Origin of the sequence: Kutzneria buriramensis, assembly GCF_003387475.1 — a bacterium.
In the GTDB taxonomy this organism is placed as follows: Bacteria; Actinomycetota; Actinomycetes; order Mycobacteriales; family Pseudonocardiaceae; genus Kutzneria; species Kutzneria buriramensis.
In genome coordinates this window covers 72,559-88,264 of sequence record NZ_QUNO01000013.1, presented here as the reverse complement: position 1 = coordinate 88,264, position 15,706 = coordinate 72,559, and the positions used below count along the sequence as shown (strand labels likewise).

Annotated in this window: 17 protein-coding genes; 10 read left to right on the top strand and 7 right to left on the bottom strand. The window is 70.7% G+C overall.

The window, feature by feature from the left end; translation table 11 throughout:
• Positions 1-52 precede the first annotated feature (52 nt).
• On the bottom strand, positions 53-670 hold the full coding sequence (locus tag BCF44_RS57935) for an MmyB family transcriptional regulator (RefSeq protein ID WP_246015904.1): 618 nt from the start codon (positions 668-670) through the stop codon (positions 53-55).
• On the opposite strand from BCF44_RS57935, the gene BCF44_RS34065 reads away from it, so the two are divergent.
• Together BCF44_RS34065 and BCF44_RS34060 are read left to right on the top strand one after the other, a co-directional pair.
• The gene (locus BCF44_RS34065) at positions 572-970 is read left to right on the top strand and encodes a GlcG/HbpS family heme-binding protein (protein ID WP_246015946.1); all 399 of its coding nucleotides are present in this window, start codon (positions 572-574) and stop codon (positions 968-970) included. The genes BCF44_RS57935 and BCF44_RS34065 overlap by 99 nt on opposite strands.
• 92 nt (positions 971-1,062) lie before the next feature.
• On the top strand, positions 1,063-2,574 hold the full coding sequence (locus BCF44_RS34060) for a glycosyltransferase family 39 protein (RefSeq protein ID WP_116178564.1): 1,512 nt from the start codon (positions 1,063-1,065) through the stop codon (positions 2,572-2,574).
• Here the strand turns inward: BCF44_RS34060 and BCF44_RS34055 are convergent.
• The gene (locus BCF44_RS34055) at positions 2,558-3,487 is read right to left on the bottom strand and encodes a quinone oxidoreductase family protein (RefSeq protein ID WP_116178563.1); all 930 of its coding nucleotides are present in this window, start codon (positions 3,485-3,487) and stop codon (positions 2,558-2,560) included. The two genes, BCF44_RS34060 and BCF44_RS34055, sit on opposite strands and share 17 nt — an antisense overlap.
• A gap of 80 nt (positions 3,488-3,567) precedes the next feature.
• Here BCF44_RS34055 and BCF44_RS34050 point away from each other — a divergent pair, with 80 nt between their 5' ends.
• Positions 3,568-4,002: a MarR family winged helix-turn-helix transcriptional regulator gene (locus BCF44_RS34050; RefSeq protein ID WP_116178562.1), complete on the top strand. Its 435-nt coding sequence runs from the start codon at positions 3,568-3,570 to the stop codon at positions 4,000-4,002.
• Positions 4,003-4,283: 281 nt separating this feature from the next.
• On the top strand, positions 4,284-4,679 hold the full coding sequence (locus BCF44_RS34045) for a ribonuclease domain-containing protein (protein WP_116178561.1): 396 nt from the start codon (positions 4,284-4,286) through the stop codon (positions 4,677-4,679).
• A gap of 52 nt (positions 4,680-4,731) precedes the next feature.
• Here the strand turns inward: BCF44_RS34045 and BCF44_RS34040 are convergent, their stop codons facing one another.
• Complete coding sequence (locus tag BCF44_RS34040) at positions 4,732-5,082, bottom strand: nuclear transport factor 2 family protein (RefSeq protein ID WP_116178560.1); 351 nt, start codon at positions 5,080-5,082, stop codon at positions 4,732-4,734.
• Between the two features lie 79 nt (positions 5,083-5,161).
• Here BCF44_RS34040 and BCF44_RS34035 point away from each other — a divergent pair, with 79 nt between their 5' ends.
• The 4 genes from BCF44_RS34035 (at position 5,162) to BCF44_RS34020 (ending at position 8,472) form a co-directional block, all read left to right on the top strand.
• Positions 5,162-6,118, top strand: coding sequence for a helix-turn-helix transcriptional regulator (locus BCF44_RS34035; protein ID WP_116178559.1), 957 nt, complete (start codon positions 5,162-5,164; stop codon positions 6,116-6,118).
• Between the two features lie 170 nt (positions 6,119-6,288).
• On the top strand, positions 6,289-6,786 hold the full coding sequence (locus BCF44_RS34030; protein ID WP_116178558.1) for a hypothetical protein: 498 nt from the start codon (positions 6,289-6,291) through the stop codon (positions 6,784-6,786).
• 46 nt (positions 6,787-6,832) lie between these two features.
• The gene (locus tag BCF44_RS34025) at positions 6,833-7,393 is read left to right on the top strand and encodes a zinc metalloprotease (RefSeq protein ID WP_116178557.1); all 561 of its coding nucleotides are present in this window, start codon (positions 6,833-6,835) and stop codon (positions 7,391-7,393) included.
• On the top strand, positions 7,390-8,472 hold the full coding sequence (locus BCF44_RS34020; RefSeq protein WP_116178556.1) for an MAB_1171c family putative transporter: 1,083 nt from the start codon (positions 7,390-7,392) through the stop codon (positions 8,470-8,472). Before BCF44_RS34025 ends, BCF44_RS34020 begins: the two co-directional genes overlap by 4 nt.
• Before the next feature lie 48 nt (positions 8,473-8,520).
• Here the strand turns inward: BCF44_RS34020 and BCF44_RS34015 are convergent, their stop codons facing one another.
• Positions 8,521-10,038 carry a trypsin-like serine peptidase gene (locus tag BCF44_RS34015; RefSeq protein ID WP_116178555.1) on the bottom strand — a complete coding sequence of 506 codons (1,518 nt, stop codon included), beginning with the start codon at positions 10,036-10,038 and terminating at the stop codon, positions 8,521-8,523.
• Positions 10,039-10,321: 283 nt separating this feature from the next.
• Positions 10,322-11,164 carry an alpha/beta fold hydrolase gene (locus BCF44_RS34010; protein ID WP_116178554.1) on the bottom strand — a complete coding sequence of 281 codons (843 nt, stop codon included), beginning with the start codon at positions 11,162-11,164 and terminating at the stop codon, positions 10,322-10,324.
• Positions 11,165-11,422: 258 nt separating this feature from the next.
• On the opposite strand from BCF44_RS34010, the gene BCF44_RS34005 reads away from it, so the two are divergent.
• Positions 11,423-12,454, top strand: coding sequence for a helix-turn-helix transcriptional regulator (locus BCF44_RS34005; RefSeq protein WP_170217890.1), 1,032 nt, complete (start codon positions 11,423-11,425; stop codon positions 12,452-12,454).
• 14 nt (positions 12,455-12,468) lie between these two features.
• Here the strand turns inward: BCF44_RS34005 and BCF44_RS34000 are convergent, their stop codons facing one another.
• Together BCF44_RS34000 and BCF44_RS33995 are read right to left on the bottom strand one after the other, a co-directional pair.
• Positions 12,469-12,705: a phosphopantetheine-binding protein gene (locus BCF44_RS34000; RefSeq protein WP_116178552.1), complete on the bottom strand. Its 237-nt coding sequence runs from the start codon at positions 12,703-12,705 to the stop codon at positions 12,469-12,471.
• Between the two features lie 3 nt (positions 12,706-12,708).
• On the bottom strand, positions 12,709-14,220 hold the full coding sequence (locus BCF44_RS33995) for an amino acid adenylation domain-containing protein (RefSeq protein WP_170217889.1): 1,512 nt from the start codon (positions 14,218-14,220) through the stop codon (positions 12,709-12,711).
• 195 nt (positions 14,221-14,415) lie between these two features.
• Here BCF44_RS33995 and BCF44_RS33990 point away from each other — a divergent pair, with 195 nt between their 5' ends.
• Entirely contained in the window at positions 14,416-15,651 is a 1,236-nt protein-coding gene (locus tag BCF44_RS33990) for an MFS transporter (RefSeq protein WP_170217888.1), read from the top strand.
• The last annotated feature ends 55 nt before the right edge of the window (positions 15,652-15,706 follow it).

The window sequence follows — 15,706 nt, the reverse complement described above, 5'->3', positions numbered from 1 at the left end:
CATGGCACACCGCCCACACGGGCAAGGGCAGTTCGACACGAAAGGCCCGGCTCTACCTACGAAATGACGTCGTCCCCACTACGCCGAGGAGTTGCAGCCGCTGGGCGGTTTCGCCGCCGACCCGGGGCGAGTACCAGACACGCCGGTGCCGGCCGTCCTCGCCGAGGAGTTGCAGCCGCTGGGCGGTTTCGCCGCCGACCCGGGGCGAGTACCAGACACGCCGGTGCCGGCCGTCCTCGCTGAGCATGCCGGTGCACTCCAGCTCGATGAGCCCGACGCTGGGGTGCAGCACCTGATGCTCGCCGGACCGCCGAACCCGCACCGCGGCGGAGTCCCACAGATCGGAGAATTCGATGCTACGGCTACGAAGTCGCGAGATGAACCGGGTGACACGCTGGTATCGGCCGCTCGCGGCTCGCAGATCGGCGACGTAGAAACGGGACACGCCCGGTTGGGCGTCGACCGGGTAGCGCGCACGGGCCGCTGGGTCGAGGGACCACCGGCAGACCTGGCTGTCGTCGGGCCCGCCACCCGACAGCGGCTCGTCGAGCAGGGCGACGGCGAGGTCGTTCTGGGCCACCAGCTCGAAAAGGTCGGTGAACAGCTGCGCCGGCACGTCCCCGAGCTTGCCCAGCAGGTCGAGCATCGCCGCCTCGACGCGGGCGGTCACGCCGTCGTGCTGTACCGGCAGTCCGGCTCGGGCATCGCCCGGCCGCAGATCGCCACCGGGAAGGCCTGGGGCGCCCTCGGCCTCGGCTTCAGCTCGCGGGGCGTCGCCGGCGCGGCGGCACGGTTCCCCGAGTTCTTCAACGCCCTGGCCGCCGCCACCGACGGCAAGGTGGTGCCCGCCCCCGGCGGGGTCCTGCTCCGCGACGAGCGGGGCGTGATCGTCGGCTCGACACCGGCGGGCGCAGCGCCGTCGAGGGCTTCGCCGGCTGCGCAGCTCGTACCCGCCTTTCTGATCTCGTAACCGCCCTCAAGTCTCTGACCTGCACAAATGCAACTATAAACTGTATGTATACTCCGAGTGTATAGCTGGCGGTGCGGCACTCGGGAGGCACGATGAGCCAGGCAACGCTCGACGTTCGAACACCGGTGCGGGGCGCTCCGCCCTGGCCCGCCCCGACGCGGACGGCCTGGCCGGGCGTCGTCGCGGTGGCGGTGGGCGTGTTGGTCACGCTGATCGCCTGCGCATCGCGCTACGGCTACTACCGCGACGAGTTGTACTTCCGGATGCTGAGCGCGCACCCCGCGGTCGGCTACGTCGACCAGCCGCCACTGACGCCGCTGCTCGCCGGCCTCTCGACGCACCTCCTCGGCGACACGCCGGTAGGCATCAGGGTGCCGGCCGCGCTGTGCGCCGCGGCGGTGGTCATCCTCACCGCGATGATTACCGCGGAGCTGGGCGGCTCGACGCGAGCGCAGGTCGTCGCCGCCCTGGGCGCGGCCGGCTCGTCCTTCGTCCTGCTGGTCGGGCACACCCTGCTCACGTCGAGCCTCGACCTCGTCGCTTGGGAGGTCGTCACGCTGTTCGTGCTGCGCGCGCTGCTCCGCAGGGCCGGCCGCTGGTGGGTCTTCGCCGGCATTGCGGTCGGACTCGCGCTGTACAACAAGTACCTGGTGCTGCTCCTGTGCGGCGGCCTGTTGGTCGGCCTGGCCCTCGTCGGACCGCGCCGGCTGCTCGTCAACCGTTGGCTGCTCGCGGCGGTGGCCATCGCGCTGGTAATCGGCGCGCCCAACATCATCTACCAGGCGACGCACGGCTGGCCCCAGCTCAGCATGGCCAAAGCGCTCAGCGCCGACGGCAACGGCGACCGCAACCGACTCTTCCTGCTGCCGGGACAGCTGGCCGTGCTGGGCCTGCCGCTGGCGCCGATCTGGCTGGCCGGCCTGGTCGGCTTGCTCCGCCGCCCTGGGTGGCGGCCGGTCCGTGCGGTGGCCGTGAGCTACCCGGTCGTGCTTGCGGTCGTCTTCGTGACCGGCGGCCGCCTGGACTACCCGGCGGCGCTGGTGCTGGTGCTGTTCGCCGCCGGCTGCGTCCAGCTGGACTCGTTCCGGCGGCGCACGGTCGGCTGGGCGCTGGCCCTGAATGCGGCGATCTCCGTGGTGCTGATGCTGCCCGTGGTGCCGGCGTCGCTGGTGGCGCGGACGCCGATCCCGGTCGTCGACATCGAGACCCGGGACAGCATGGGCTGGCCCGATCTCGCACGTCAGGTGGCCGGCGTGGTGTCGGCGCTGCCGCCGGACCAGCGGCAGTCGGCGGTGCTGCTGGCCCAGGACTACGGCGAGGCCGGCGCCCTCGCGCGCTGGCAGCACGAGTACGGCCTGCCCGATGTGTACAGCGGGCACAACGAGTTGGCGACCTGGATGCCGCCGTCGTCGGCGAACATCGTTGTGGCGGTGGGGATCCGCCCCGAGCTGCTGGCCCCGGGCTTCGCCCGCTGCACGACGGTCGGCGCCGTCCAGATGGGGTCGGACGTCGTCAACCAGGCCCAGCGCGACCCGATCGTCGTGTGCGAGGGGCTGACGATGTCATGGCCGCAGCTGTGGCCGCGACTCACGCACCTGGGATGAGCACGGTGCGTTCCGTGCTGCGCCACGCGTTCTCGACGTCCGTCAGCGGTACCGGTTTCGCGTCGATCTGGAGTTTCCCGTTGCCGATTTCCTCGATGAGGGCGGGAAGTTCGGCGAGGTATTCGCGCTTGCCGAGGGAGCCCTGGCCGCTGCCGACGATCTGCAACCGCGCGGCGCGCAGCGCGGCGGACGGGATCGGCGCGGTGGCACCGGCGACGGCGCCGATCTGGACCCAGGACAGCGGCCGGCCGCGGTCGGGGCGGGCGGTGATCAGGGCGGTCATGGCGTCGGCGGCGGGCTGGCCCCAGACGAAGTCCAGCACCACGTCGACATCGGCGGCGACCTTGCCGAGTTGGTCGGCGTCGGCCAGCGAAACCGTGTCGGTGGCGGGGAGTTCGGCGAGGCGCCGGCGATCGCGGCCGGCGGCGACGACACTGTCCGCGCCGAGCAGCTTGGCGACCTGCACGGCCATCCGGCCGGCGTTGCCGGTGGCGCCGAGGATCAGCACGTGCTGGCCCGGCTTGCTCTCGATCCGCCGGCGCAGCGCCATCCACGACGCCAGCGCGGGATTCGCGGCGGCGGCAACCGAGACGGGGTCGGCGCCCTCGGGTAGCGCGATGCTGCGGCTGACGTCGATCACCGTCTGCTCGGCCATCGAGCCGACGGTCGTGTCGCCGAGCAGGAAGTAGCGCAGCGTCCCGTCCGCGCAGCGGCCGACGCCGTCGACGCCGGGCACGAACGGCAGTTCGCCGGTGCTGGTGTAGTGCGTGCCGTCGGCCTGCGACCGCACACGCGGGTGCAACCCGGCGGCGAGCACGTCGACCAGCTGCTCGTGCGGGCCGGCGGCGGTCGGCATGGGGAAGTCGGCGTAGCGCGGCGGCTGGTCGAATGCGGTGACAACAGCGGCTTTCATGGTGGTCCCCCCGTCGCAGGTAGTTTGTAGTACCATCTAAATTAGTTGGTACTACCACCGAAGTCAACTAGGCTGTCGCCATGTCGGAAACGGAAGCCGGGACGCGTTCGCTGCAGCCGGACGAGCTGGTCGACACGCTGGTGCAGAGCGCCTTCGCGACGATGGGCGTGCTGAACCGCATCTGCGCCGAGCACGATCTGTCGCTGACCCTGCTGCGTGTGCTGGCGATCCTCTGGGACCGCCGGCTGCGGGTCACGGCGCTCGCCGACTACCTCGGGCTCGACAAGTCGAGCACGACCGGAATGGTCGGCCGCGCGGAGAAACGCGGCCTGCTCAGGCGCGCCCCGAGTCCGCACGACGGCCGCGCCGTCGACGTCTTCATCACGCCGGCCGGGGCCGAGTTGGCCGAACGCATCCGCTCCGACGTCGCACGGGCGCTCGCGCCCATGACCGACGAGCTGACCCACGCCGAACAGCGCCGCCTGCAGGCGCTCCTCCAGCGCGTGACGCCGTGATCACCATCTCGTGTGACTTGGCGGGCCCCGGAACGCGCGTTGAACAGTCGCCGAACGCGTTCACACGCAAGGGTTTCGGCCGCGCCCGAGAGTGGACATAGCCGCCAATAGGGATCTTCGGATTCACAGAACGGTCAGTGCACTGTCAATTGCGGAAGGTTGGCCCGGCGGCGGAACGTGAATACCGTTCAGGCGGACCAGCCGCAGTACCTCTCAGGTTTCACTGCGGCGTTTTCCCCTGCACACAAGGAGGATCTGTGCGCGCCAACCACCGACCGCACATGACCTGGACGAAGCGCCTCACCCTGGCCGCGACGACCCTGACCGCCATGCTGGGCCTGGCCGTCGTCACCACGCCGGCCGCCCAGGCGACGGTGTACAGCTCCTGCCACATCTCCGGCTGCTCGGCCGCCGCGTCGGCCAACTCGACCTGGTCGGACATGGGCTACCCCAGCCAGCGCGGGTGGTACGACTGGCCGAACGGCCAGTGCAGCTACGCCGGCGGCACGTACTACAACGACGACAACCAGCTGCCCAGCGGCGATTCCTTCCAGGAGTTCGACGTCTACCCGCGCTCCTGCGGCGCGCACCGGGACGCGGCGCGCATCGTCGTCGACATGGACTCCGGCCAGGTGTGGTTCTCGCCGGACCACTACAGCGACTTCTACGCGCTCTGAGCAAAGCCCGGAGCCCCCGTGCCACCTCGGTGGCACGGGGGCTCCGCGTCGGTCAGCCCTTGGCGGCCAGCGCCGGGGCGCGGTCGAAGACGCTGACCACGTGCGCGATCTTGCCGTCCTTCACGGTGATGTACTCCATGCCGCGGAAGTCCTTGGCGAACGGCGTTTCCACCACGTAGACGGTGGCCGCGTGCTCCTCGTCGGCCAGCACGTCGATCAGCTCGCCGCTGACGAGCGCCGTTACGAACGGCGTCAGGAAGTTGCGGTAGCCCTCGGCGCCGGTGATCCGGCCGCTCGGGGCCTCGCACACGATGTCGTCGGCGATGAAGCTCAGCGCCTTCTCGGCGTCGCCGGCGAGCCAGGCGCGGGCGTACTCGGTGGCGATGGTGCTGGCAGTGGTCATGACAGGTGGTTCCTTCCACGTTCGGTGCCTGACGAGGACCACCTTGGCGTGGCTATATGACATCCTGTGTCATATACGTATGAGATCCGACCGGCTGCTCTCGATCCTGCTGCTCCTGCAGACCCACGGGCAGCTGCCCGCCGCGGATCTCGCCGAGCGCCTCGAGGTCTCGGTCCGCACGATCATGCGTGACGTCGAGGCGCTGTCCACCTCGGGCGTGCCCGTCTACACCGTCCGCGGCCCGCAGGGCGGCATCGCGCTGCTGCCCGGCTACCGGACCGATGTCACCGGACTGACCGCCGAGGAGTCAAAAGCCCTTTTTGTCCTGCTTTCCGGCTCGGCTCACGCCGATCTCGGGCTGGGGCAGGCCCTCGGCTCCGCGCTGCGCAAGGTCATGGCGGCGCTGCCCGCGCCGCACCGGCCCGACGCCGATCTGACCAGCCGCCGCATCCTCATCGACCCCGTGCGCTGGCTCGGCAATTCGGGGCAGCTCGATCTGACCCCGTTCCAGGAGGCCGTGTTCGGTGACCGGCGACTGCGGCTGCGGTATCGGCGCGGGCGGGACAACAGCGTGCGGACCTACATCCTCGACCCGTACGGGCTGGTCAACAAGGCGGGCGTCTGGTACCTGGTCGCCGACCACGAGGGCGAGCCCCGCCTCTTCCGCACGGACCGGACCCGATCCGCGATTGTCCTCAACGAACAAGTGCAGCGTCGTCCCGGCGTAGAACTTGCGGCGGTGTGGGACATCCTGCGCCGGGCCATCGACGAGGTGCCCAAGCCGCTGGCCGTCACCGTGCGCGTCCGCGACGAGATCCTGGCGATGTTCCTCCGCGTGCAGGCCACCGACCTCGCGCCCGTCGACCCGAGGCCGGCCGACGGGCCGGGATGGACGGTGGTCGAGCTGAGCTTCCGGTCGCCGCTCGCCGCCCAGGCGTTGCTGGCCTTCAGCGCCGACGTGGAAGTCGTTGCCCCGCAAGAACTTCGCGGTTACCTGGCGGAGAAGGCGGCGGCGACCGTCGCCCTCTACGGCTGAGGGTTCGGCGGGGCCGCGCGGGCGGGCCAACCCCCGCAGGCGGCCCGCCCGCGCGCCACAATCGTATATTATAGTTAACCGCTGTTTATTGACATCGGTTTTGTCCGACATCCGTTAGTAGGGTGCGGCGGGACGGTTAACATCGCATCCCTGCGACGAGGGGAGGGACCGTGGATGTGAGCAGCGAGGGCGCGCCCCTGCCGGAATCCGCGCTGGCCCGTCGGCTGAACCAGCTGTTCGACACCACGATCAAGTCCCTGGACCGGCGCGGCCGTCCGGTGCGGTACTCCACGCCCGAGGTGGCGCGGGCGATCACCGACGACCCGACGCACAACGTGTCCATCTCCCGGGTGACGCTGTGGAAGGTGCGCGAGGGCCGGGCCAATCCGACCATGGAGAAGGTCCGCGCGATCGCCAAGTTCTTCGACGACCACCGCCCCGACGGCGCGTCCCGGGTCACCGCGGCCTGGCTGCTGGCCGAGGCCGACGACGCCGCCGGGCAGCGCCCGGAGGAACTGCCGGAGCGGGCCGAGCAGGTGCGCAAGATCGCCATGCGGGCCGGCCGGATGAGCCCGGAACGGCTGCGCATGCTGGTGGAGATGATCGAGGTGATCGATCCGGACGGCGACGGGGAGCCCCGGCCGCCGGACGGCGACCACGGTCCGTGACCGCCGACGAGTAGACAACACGGGATGGGGAGCCGAGGTAAGCCTCATGGGTCCATGGGCACGGCGCCGTCGGACGAAGGAGTCCGTCGCGAGCGAGCGTGAGCTGCGGCGACGCTGTCGGCGGCTGCTGCGCGAGCTCGACATCCAGCCGCCGCTGGACATCCGCGACTTCTGCGCGCGGCTGGCGAAGCTGCGCGGCAGACCCATCAAGCTGGTGCCGTACCCGATCTGGGCCGACGGCCCGTTCGGCGTGTGGCTCAAGGCCGAGCGCACCGACTACATCTTCTACCAGCGCGACACCACCGAGTCGCACCAGCGGCACATCATCCTGCACGAGGTCGGGCACCTGCTCGCCGACCACCCGTCCGACGACGAGGGCGGCGACCTGAGCGAGGTGCTCGGGCTGCCCGACGGGCAGCTGCCGGTCATCGCCGGCCGCGCGCGCTACCGCACCTCCTACGACGACCAGGAGGAGCGGGAGGCGGAGACCATCGCCACCATCATCCTGGAGTGGGCGGCGGTGCTCGACGCCGCCGGGATTCCGCCGACGTCCGGGCCGACCGAGGCCGTGGACGCGGCGCTGAGCGACCGGTTGGGGTGGCTGTGAACCCGGACGGCCTGGTGGCCATCAACGTCGTCGTCGGCCTGTGGAAGGCGTCGCAGCTGGTCCGGTCGCCGCACCGGATCCAGCTGCGCTGGGTCGTCGCGTGTTTCTGCATCTCCACCACCGCGTTCGCGGTGGCTCCACTGACCGGGGCCGGCCAGTGGGGCAGCGTCTCGGGCGCGGGCCCGATGGTGTGGATGTGGCTCACCTACTCGCTGATGCTGTCGATGCTGTACTGCCTGATCGGCGTGTTCGTGTACTCCGCCGGGCAGGGGCGGCCGGCGTTCCGGCAGGCCGTGCGGGAGGCCGTGGTGCTGACGGTCACGCTGATCGTGCTGACGGTGCTGGCATCCACCGTTCCCTCGTCGCTGGCCCCGGCGGACTATCCGCAGACGACACTGATCTGGTTCCGGTTGGTGGCCAACGCCTACTGCTTCTACGGGATCGTGGTCTGCGTCGTGCAGATGCGCCGCTACGCGCGGCTGGCCCGACCCTGGCTGGCGTGGGGGCTGATCGTCGCGGCGGGCGGCCTGGTGCTCATCGGGATCGGCGCCGGCCTCGTCGCCACGACGATGGTGCTGCGCCTGTTCGGTCTGCCGGACTGGCTGGTCATGCCGCAGGCCGGCGTGCTGGCCGGCAATCTCCTGTACCTCGCGGGAATCGTGGCCCCGGGCGCCCAGGTCCGGTCGGCCGCGGCGAGGGTGTGGTGGCGGCACCTGCGCGACTACCACCGGATGCGTCCACTGTGGACGATGTTGCACCAGGCCTTCCCGGAGGAGACGCTCGGCCGGGTGCCGGCCAGCCGGTGGGGCGACACGCTGAGCCTGCGGGCGGTGAATCGCCGCTTCTACCGCCGGGTCATCGAATGCCGTGACGGATTGGTGCGCGCCAGCGGCTGGCTCACCGTCGACAGTGACCAGACCGAGCCGGCGGCCGTCGCGGCGTGGCTGCGGGAGGCGCTGGCCGCCGGCCCGAGGGGCGATGCCGACGGGCTCACCGCTCACCCCGTCGCGATGCCGACCGAGGGCGGTCTCGAGGCCGACGTCCGCGAACTCGTTGCCCTGTCCAGGGAACTGCGCTGAGATGATCTGCTCCGGGGCGGCGCCGCCCGGTGGGGCGGCGCCACGGTCTCACGGGGCCACGAGCTGGATCTCGCGGTGCAGCTTGCCGTCGACGTCGGGGTAGAGGCTGACCTCGCCGTCGATCCAGCGGACGAGGATCGCGTTGCCGCGGCCGGCGGTGACGGTCGCGTCGGTCCACAGCCCGTTCGGCGCCTCGACCTGGTGCTCCTGGCCGAGCCCGGCGCTGGCGACGTCGCCATAGATGGTGAACTCGCCGTCGACCCAGCGCACCAGCAGGTCCGGAGTGCCGGAGCCGACCCAGTTGCCGCCGGAGATCGACCGCGCGTTGGTCCAGGTTCCGTTGGGCGCGGCGAGTTGGCGCTCCGAGTGGATGCCGTTGGCGGCGATGCCCTGGTACAGCGTGGTTTCGCCGTCGTTCCAGACGACGACGAGGTCACCGCCCAGCCCGGCGATGTACGAGGCGTGGTCGCGCCAGAGGGCGTTGGGCGCGGCGAGCTGCACCTCGTTGGCGAAGCCGCCCTTGCTGGCCGAGCCGTAGTACGTGACCTCGCCGTCGTCCCACGTCACGACCACGCCGTTGTTCACGGTGGCGAGGCCCTTGGCGTGCGTCCAGATCGTGCCGGGCTTGGCCAGCTGCGTCTCGCCGACGAACGGCTTCTGCGGATCGGTGGTGGATCCGCCCTGGTAGAGCGTCACCTCGCCGTCGCTCCACTTGACGATCGTGTCGAGCTGGGCGCTGCCGGTGAAGTCGCCGCTGGTGATCAGGTCCGCGTGCTTCCACAGCGGGCCGTCGCCGAGCGGGTAGCCCAGGTTGCCGTTGCCTGGCGGCACCGCGGCGGCGATCGCCTTGTCGTACAACGCCTTCACGCGGCTGTCGAAGCGGACGCTGTAGTTGCGGGGATCGCTGGCCGGCAGGTTCTGGCCCTTGCCGCCGATCACGCCGATCAGGTCCCGGCCGCCGACGATCCACGGGCCGCCGCTGAAGCCACTGGGAATCCCGGTGCACTGGAGGGTTTCCCAGTACTCGCCGTCCTTGGACACCGTGCTGTCGCCGACGTACGGCTTGTCCTGGTAGCCCTGCCCGCCGGACGGGTAGCCGAACACCGAGACCGGCGACGGCAGCGTCTGGTCGATCTTGAGGTTCAGCGACGCGCCGGTCACCTCGGCGACGTTCTTGCCGTTGCGGGGCTGGAGCACGATGAAGGCGTAGTCGTACGGCGAGCCGGCGCCGTCGATGTCGTGGCTGGTGTTCCAGCCGGGGTCGATGTAGGTCGCGGCCGACTCCCATGTGCCGTAAGGGGCCTGGCCGTCGTGGTAGCCGGGCGTGAAGTACACGCGGGACTTGCCGGCCACGCAGTGCGCGGCGGTGACGATCACGTTGCCCTTCGGGCTGGCGACGATGCTCGCCGAGCAGAAGTGGTTGGTGGGGGTGGGGCCCGCCGAGAGCGCCCCGATCTCCGGTCGCGGACTCGCGACGACGGTGTGTGGCGGGGTCGCCGCGGCGGCGACGCCCGAGGGCAGCAGGGCCGCCAGCGCGACGGCCGCTGCCCACTGGATCTTCGACATGGGCGCGAGGCTACGACGTGACCGTGTCGACGCGCGGCGGTTTTGCAGGTACCGGCAGCGCGACTGTGAGCGTCACTCCCATTGCCGCCACCGCCGGGCGTCCGTCGCGAACCGGACGCCCGGCGTTAACGTTACCGTCCTGTGAATGCGACCCGTGCATGTTCCCGTGAATTGGGACGGCGTTCGGCCGTACTTGCGGGACCTTTTTCGGGGTTGTGATGTGGATCGCACTCCGTATTTTCCAGGGCAATTCGGCCGATCGGGTGACCCTTGGGCCGATCGGCTAGCGGGCCTTCATTTCCTCGACGCGGTCGAGCCAGTCGGTCACGAGCGCGTGGAAAAGCGGCTCGTTGTCGACGGGAAGGCCGTGATCGGCCCGGTCAATGACGGCCATGGTGGCCCGCGGGAAGTTCTCCAGCACGCGCCAGGCGTCGCGATAACCGGCGATCGTGTCCTGCCTTCCGGTCAGCACGAGCGCCGGCCGATCGAACGGAACGGGCATTTCGGTCACGTCGAAGGAGAATCCGTACCGGCTCGGGTCGCCGCCGATCGCGTCCAGGAACGGCTCGTCCGCCCTGGCCAGCGCGGGCAGGATCTTGTCCCGCAGCGCCGCGCCGGCGGCCCGCACGTAGCGCGGGGTCTGCACCAGCGCACCCGCCGCGACCTCGGCGTCAGCCGGGTCGAGCGTGGCCACGAAGTCGGGGTCGGCCAGCAGCGTCCGCTGGGCGGGCAGGTCGCGGGCGCCGCGGTCCATCTCCACCACCGGCACCCGTAGCAGCAGCCCGTCCACCAGTTCCGGCCGGCGGTGCACCACGCCCATCGCCAGGTAGCCGCCGGCCGAGGTGCCGGCCAGCGTCACCGGACCGTCGGGGGAGACGTGCTCGATGAACCGCAGCACGACCTCGAGGAAGTCGTCCTGGCTCTTGATCCAGTCGCGCGCCGGCGTCGCGCCCATGCCCGGCAGGTCGGGGTAGATCCGCCGCCAGCCCGGACGGCCCGCGAACACCGGCTCGTAGTCGGTCGCCTCATAGCCGTGGTCCATGCCCCAGCCGTGCAGCAGGACGATCGGCCGGCCTTCGCCGTGGGTCTCGTAGTTCACGGCGAGGTCGTCGAGTTGGAAATGCATTGTTGCGGTCCTTCGTCGTCGGGTTGTCACCACAGGTGCGCGATCGGGAACGGCCTGTAGTCATACTAGGTTGTTCGCCGGTTGGGAATGCCTGGTTGGTCCTTGTGTGGACAACTGAAAGTCGCGAGTATCTTGGTGCTCGCGACAGAGAACTGTCGAATAACGGGGGTTTCGGCAGCATGATGGTACTGGGGAACGTTGCTTTCGTGGCGGCGCCGGATGGCGTCGTCGCCGAGCATGTCTCGATTTGGGGGAGACGTGATCGACTACACTCTGGGGACGTCCGAATCGCACGATTCGGATCTCACACTGGACGACACGGCGGCGGTCGTCTATCGGTGTTTCGTCGCCGGGCCGGCGAGCGTGCGTGACTGCGCCGCGACGACCGGACTGGACGCGGCGACGGTCGGCGAGCAGGTCCTCGCGCTGGAGCGCTGGAACCTGCTGCGCCGGAGCACCGACGGCGAGGCGGTGCGGTGGGAGGCCGTGCCGCCGGAGATCGCGGCCGCGAGCATGCTGCGGCCGATGCGCACGCTGCGGGACCGGGTCACCGACGCCACCGACGGCCTGACCCGCACGCTGGGCATGCTGGTGGCCAACTACCGCGCCGCGGCGCGGGACGTGCCGGTGACAGATCTGTTGCCGGCCGGCCGGGAGACGTTCGCGGACGCCGACTCCGCCCGGCAGCGGCTCACCGAGCTGGCCGCGGCCACGGAGTTCCTGGTGCTCAGCATGAGCACCTCGGCCGACACGCTCGACGTGCTCACCGACGACCCCGAGCTGGACGAGGCGCTGATCGGGCGCGGGGTCGACTACCGGGTGCTGTGGCCGCACGCGATCCGGCGAAGACCGCGGGCAGCCGACCAACTGGCCCGGCTCGCCGAGGGCGGGGCCCAGGTCCGCACGGCCGCGGCCGTGCCGTACCGGGCGGTGGTGCTGGACCGGTCCTCGGTGTTCGTGGCGGTCGGGCCGGGCGGCGTGCTGGTCCGCGACCCGATGGTGATCGAGCTGGTCGAGCGGACGTTCTGGCACAGCTGGGAGACCGCGCTGCCGGTGCGCGACGGCACGGGCGAGGACGAGCTCATCGAGGACATCGAGCGCACGATCCTCGCCGGCCTGGCCGAGGGCCGGACCGACGAGGCGATCGCGCGCAAGCTGAGCATCTCCACCCGGACGCTGCGCCGCTACCTGAGCCTGCTCAGCGAGCGCCTGGGCGTGGAGACGCGGTTCCAGCTGGGGGCTCGGTCGGCCGCGCTGTCCAGGCTGCTGGACGCGCAGGTCGACGCGTGAGGCCGGGGTGGGCCTCACGCCGCCTGAAGTCGGGCGGCCAGCTCGGCGACCGCGTCGCCGAGGCTGCGCTCGAACAGCAGGCGGAGGCTGAGGCCCGCCCCGTACCGGTCGGCGATCCGCTCGTTGAGCCGCAGCGCGAGCATGGAGTGCCCGCCGAGGTCGAGGAAGTTGTCCTCCAACGACACGTCCGACTCGTCGAGCAGCTCCACCACCCACGCGTGCGTGCTGTCCCGCAGTTCGGTCTCGATCACCGGTCACGCTCCCTGTTCCCGCGACCGGGCGATCTTCGCCCGGTCGAGCTTTCCGTTGACGGTCCTCGGCAGCTCGTCGATCTCCTGGTACGCCGAGGGATGCATGTACGAGGGCAGCAGCGCCTTGACGTGCGCACGCAGCTCCCGGTGCTTGACCGGGTCGGTCGTCGGCAGGTATGCGCACACCAGCCGGAGGTCGCCGTCGCCGAAGTCGTGCACGAAGGCCACCGCCTCCGTGACGCCTTCGTGCGAGCGGACCGCCTCCTCGATGTCGCCGAGTTCGATGCGATGACCGCGCAGCTTCACCTGAAGGTCCTTGCGGCCGTGGTACTCCAGCGTGCCGTCCGGCCGTTGGGCGACGAGGTCGCCGGAGCGGTAGCAGGCCGGGCCGCCGGGGACGGCCGGGCCGAACCGCTCGGCGGTCAGCTCGGGACGGTCGAGGTAGCGGCCGGCCACCTGCGGTCCGGTCAGCCACAACTCGCCGACCTCGCCCGCCGCGACCGGCGTGCCGTCGTCATCGACGACGAGGGCCTCGAAGCCCGGCAGCGGCCGCCCGATCGGCGAGCCCGTGTCGTCGAGGTCGTCGGCGGTGAGCTCGTGGAACGTCGTGTGCACAGTGGTCTCGGTGATGCCGTACATGTTGACCAGCCGCGGATTCTTGACGCCGTGGCGCGCCACCCAGTCCGACAGCGTCCTGGGCAGCAGCTTCTCGCCGCCGAAGACGACGTAGCGCAGTCCCGACAGCGTGATGTCCCGGCGCTGCGCGGTGGCGGCCAGTGAAGCGAAGGCGGTCGGCGTCTGGTTGAGCACCGTCACCTCGTTCGCCACGAGCACGTCCACCACCGCGGCGGGGTCGCGGGCCGTCCAGTGCGGCAGCACCACCAGGCCGGCGCCGGTGGACAGGGCGCCCCAGATCTCCCAGACGGAGAAGTCGAACGCCACTGAGTGGAACAGCAGCCAGCGGTCGTCGCGGTCGAACTCGAACAGCGGCGCCGTCGCGTCCAGCAACGCAACCACATTGCCGTGCCGGATCGGGACACCCTTGGGGGTGCCGGTCGTGCCGGACGTGTAGATCACGTACGCGACGTCCTCAGTGGACACCTCCGCGTCGACCGGGGCCGCCGGCCGTGAGGCCAGCGCCGCAAGGGTTTCGGTGTCCAGGTGCGGAAGATTCGTGTCTGTCTCAGACAGATCGCCGACGAACGCCACCGCACCCGCGTCGGCCAGCACGAACTCGCTGCGGGAGCGCGGGTTTCGGATGTCCAGCGGCACATAGGCCGCACCGCACTTCACGATGCCGAGGATGGCGGCGACCACGTCCGCGCATGGCGCCAGTCGCAGCGCGACCCGGTCGCCGGGGCGAACCCCGTTGTCCCGCAACCACTGCGCGATGCCGTTCGACCATTCGTCCAAGCGGCCGTAGGTGTGTTCCGTGTCCTCGTAGACGAGCGCGACACGGTCCGGATTGGCTCTGACGCTGCGGTCGAACACCTCGACCAGGGTCGTCGCGTGCACGGTTGTCGGCCTTTCTCCCGGGTACGGCTCAATAATGCCGGCCGCGCCGCCGCCGCGACGCCGTTGGCCGGATGCGGAAGCGCCGTGGCCGAACCCGGACACCCATCCCGCTGGACTCGCGGGTTTCGCTCGACTTCACTTGCGGCAGGACAGATCCAGCCACCCCGTACTCGACCCAGGAGGGCGTGCGCCGACGTGAAGACGTACCTGACGGTGTTGCGAATCGCCGACTACCGCAAACTGTGGATCGGCGCGGTGGTGAGCCTGCTCGGCGACGGCGCCAGCTGGACGGCGTTGGCCTGGCTGGGAGTTTCCCGGGGCGGCGCCGAGGCGCTGACCGTGCTGGGCGTGTGCTACACCGCGCCGATCATCGTCGGCGGCCTGCTCGCCGGCAAGCTCGTGGACCGCTTCTCCCGCCGGAACCTGCTGGTGCTGGACAGTGTCGTGCGCGGCGGCGCGATGGCGGCCATCCCGATCCTCGCGCTGACCGGAAGCCTCCAGCTGTGGCACGCCTACGTGGTGGCCGCCGTCTACGGCCTGTTCAAGATCCTGCCGATCGGCATCGTGCCCGCGGTGCTGCCGGAACTGGTGCCGGAGGACAAGCTGCCGACGGCCATCGCCATGGAGGCGATCGCCACCGGCGCGGCCGGCCTGATCGGCCCGGCGATCGGCGGCGCGCTGATTCCCCTTGTGGGAGTTCAGGGTGTGCTGGCCATCGACGCCGCCAGCTACCTGGCGTTCGCGCTGTTCGTGCTGAGCATGAAGGCCAAGCTGCCGCGGCCGGTGGCCGACGCCGGCAGCGGCGCCAAGCGCGGCTCCTGGGGGCCGGTGCTGGCGTTCCTGCGCGGCGACCGCGTGATGGTCGTGATCACGGTGGCGTTCACCGCGTTCAACGTGGCCATGGGCATGCTGATCGTGACCCAGCCGTGGTTGGCGCACGAGAAGCTGGCCGGCGGCGCGACCATGCTCGGCCTGCTGGTGGGCGTGCTGGCCGGGGCGGAGATGCTGGGCTCGCTGATCGCCGGCGCGATCAAGCCGGCGGTGCGGCCGATGGTCCGCATCGGCTCGCTGCAACTCGTCGCCGGCGGCGGGCTTCTTCTGCTGCTGGGCGCGAATCCGGTGCTGGTGCTGATCGGCCAGGTCGTCTGCGGCGCGCCGGCCGCGCTGCTGACCGTGTCCTCCCAGACCGTGCGCTACAAGCGGACGCCCGAGGAGCTGCGAGCCCGCACCATGACCCTGATGCGGACGCTGATGCTCGGCGCGGTGCCGGTCGGCTCGGTGATCGCCGGCCCGCTGCTGGCCGCCGGCCAGTACAGCGGCATGGTCGTGCTGATGGCCGTGATCGCCGGCGCGCCCGGCCTGCTGAGCCTGCTGATCGTGCCGTCCGCGGTGGTCAACCGCCCCGAAGTCGCGGCCGCGGCCGCAGCTTAGGGGATGTCCCGTGAATCACGACCGCGACAGCCGCGCCGACGCGGCCCCTGACGAC

Bases quoted from the DNA above. Each gene is read 5' to 3' on its own strand.
- BCF44_RS34055 (WP_116178563.1), bottom strand. From the start codon at position 3,487: ATGAAAGCCGCTGTTGTCACCGCATTCGACCAGCCGCCGCGCTACGCC.
- BCF44_RS34015 (WP_116178555.1), bottom strand. From the start codon at position 10,038: ATGTCGAAGATCCAGTGGGCAGCGGCCGTCGCGCTGGCGGCCCTGCTG.
- BCF44_RS34025 (WP_116178557.1), top strand. From the start codon at position 6,833: ATGGGTCCATGGGCACGGCGCCGTCGGACGAAGGAGTCCGTCGCGAGC.
- BCF44_RS34035 (WP_116178559.1), top strand. From the start codon at position 5,162: ATGAGATCCGACCGGCTGCTCTCGATCCTGCTGCTCCTGCAGACCCAC.
- BCF44_RS34050 (WP_116178562.1), top strand. From the start codon at position 3,568: ATGTCGGAAACGGAAGCCGGGACGCGTTCGCTGCAGCCGGACGAGCTG.
- BCF44_RS34010 (WP_116178554.1), bottom strand. From the start codon at position 11,164: ATGCATTTCCAACTCGACGACCTCGCCGTGAACTACGAGACCCACGGC.
- BCF44_RS34045 (WP_116178561.1), top strand. From the start codon at position 4,284: ATGACCTGGACGAAGCGCCTCACCCTGGCCGCGACGACCCTGACCGCC.
- BCF44_RS34060 (WP_116178564.1), top strand. From the start codon at position 1,063: ATGAGCCAGGCAACGCTCGACGTTCGAACACCGGTGCGGGGCGCTCCG.
- BCF44_RS34040 (WP_116178560.1), bottom strand. From the start codon at position 5,082: ATGACCACTGCCAGCACCATCGCCACCGAGTACGCCCGCGCCTGGCTC.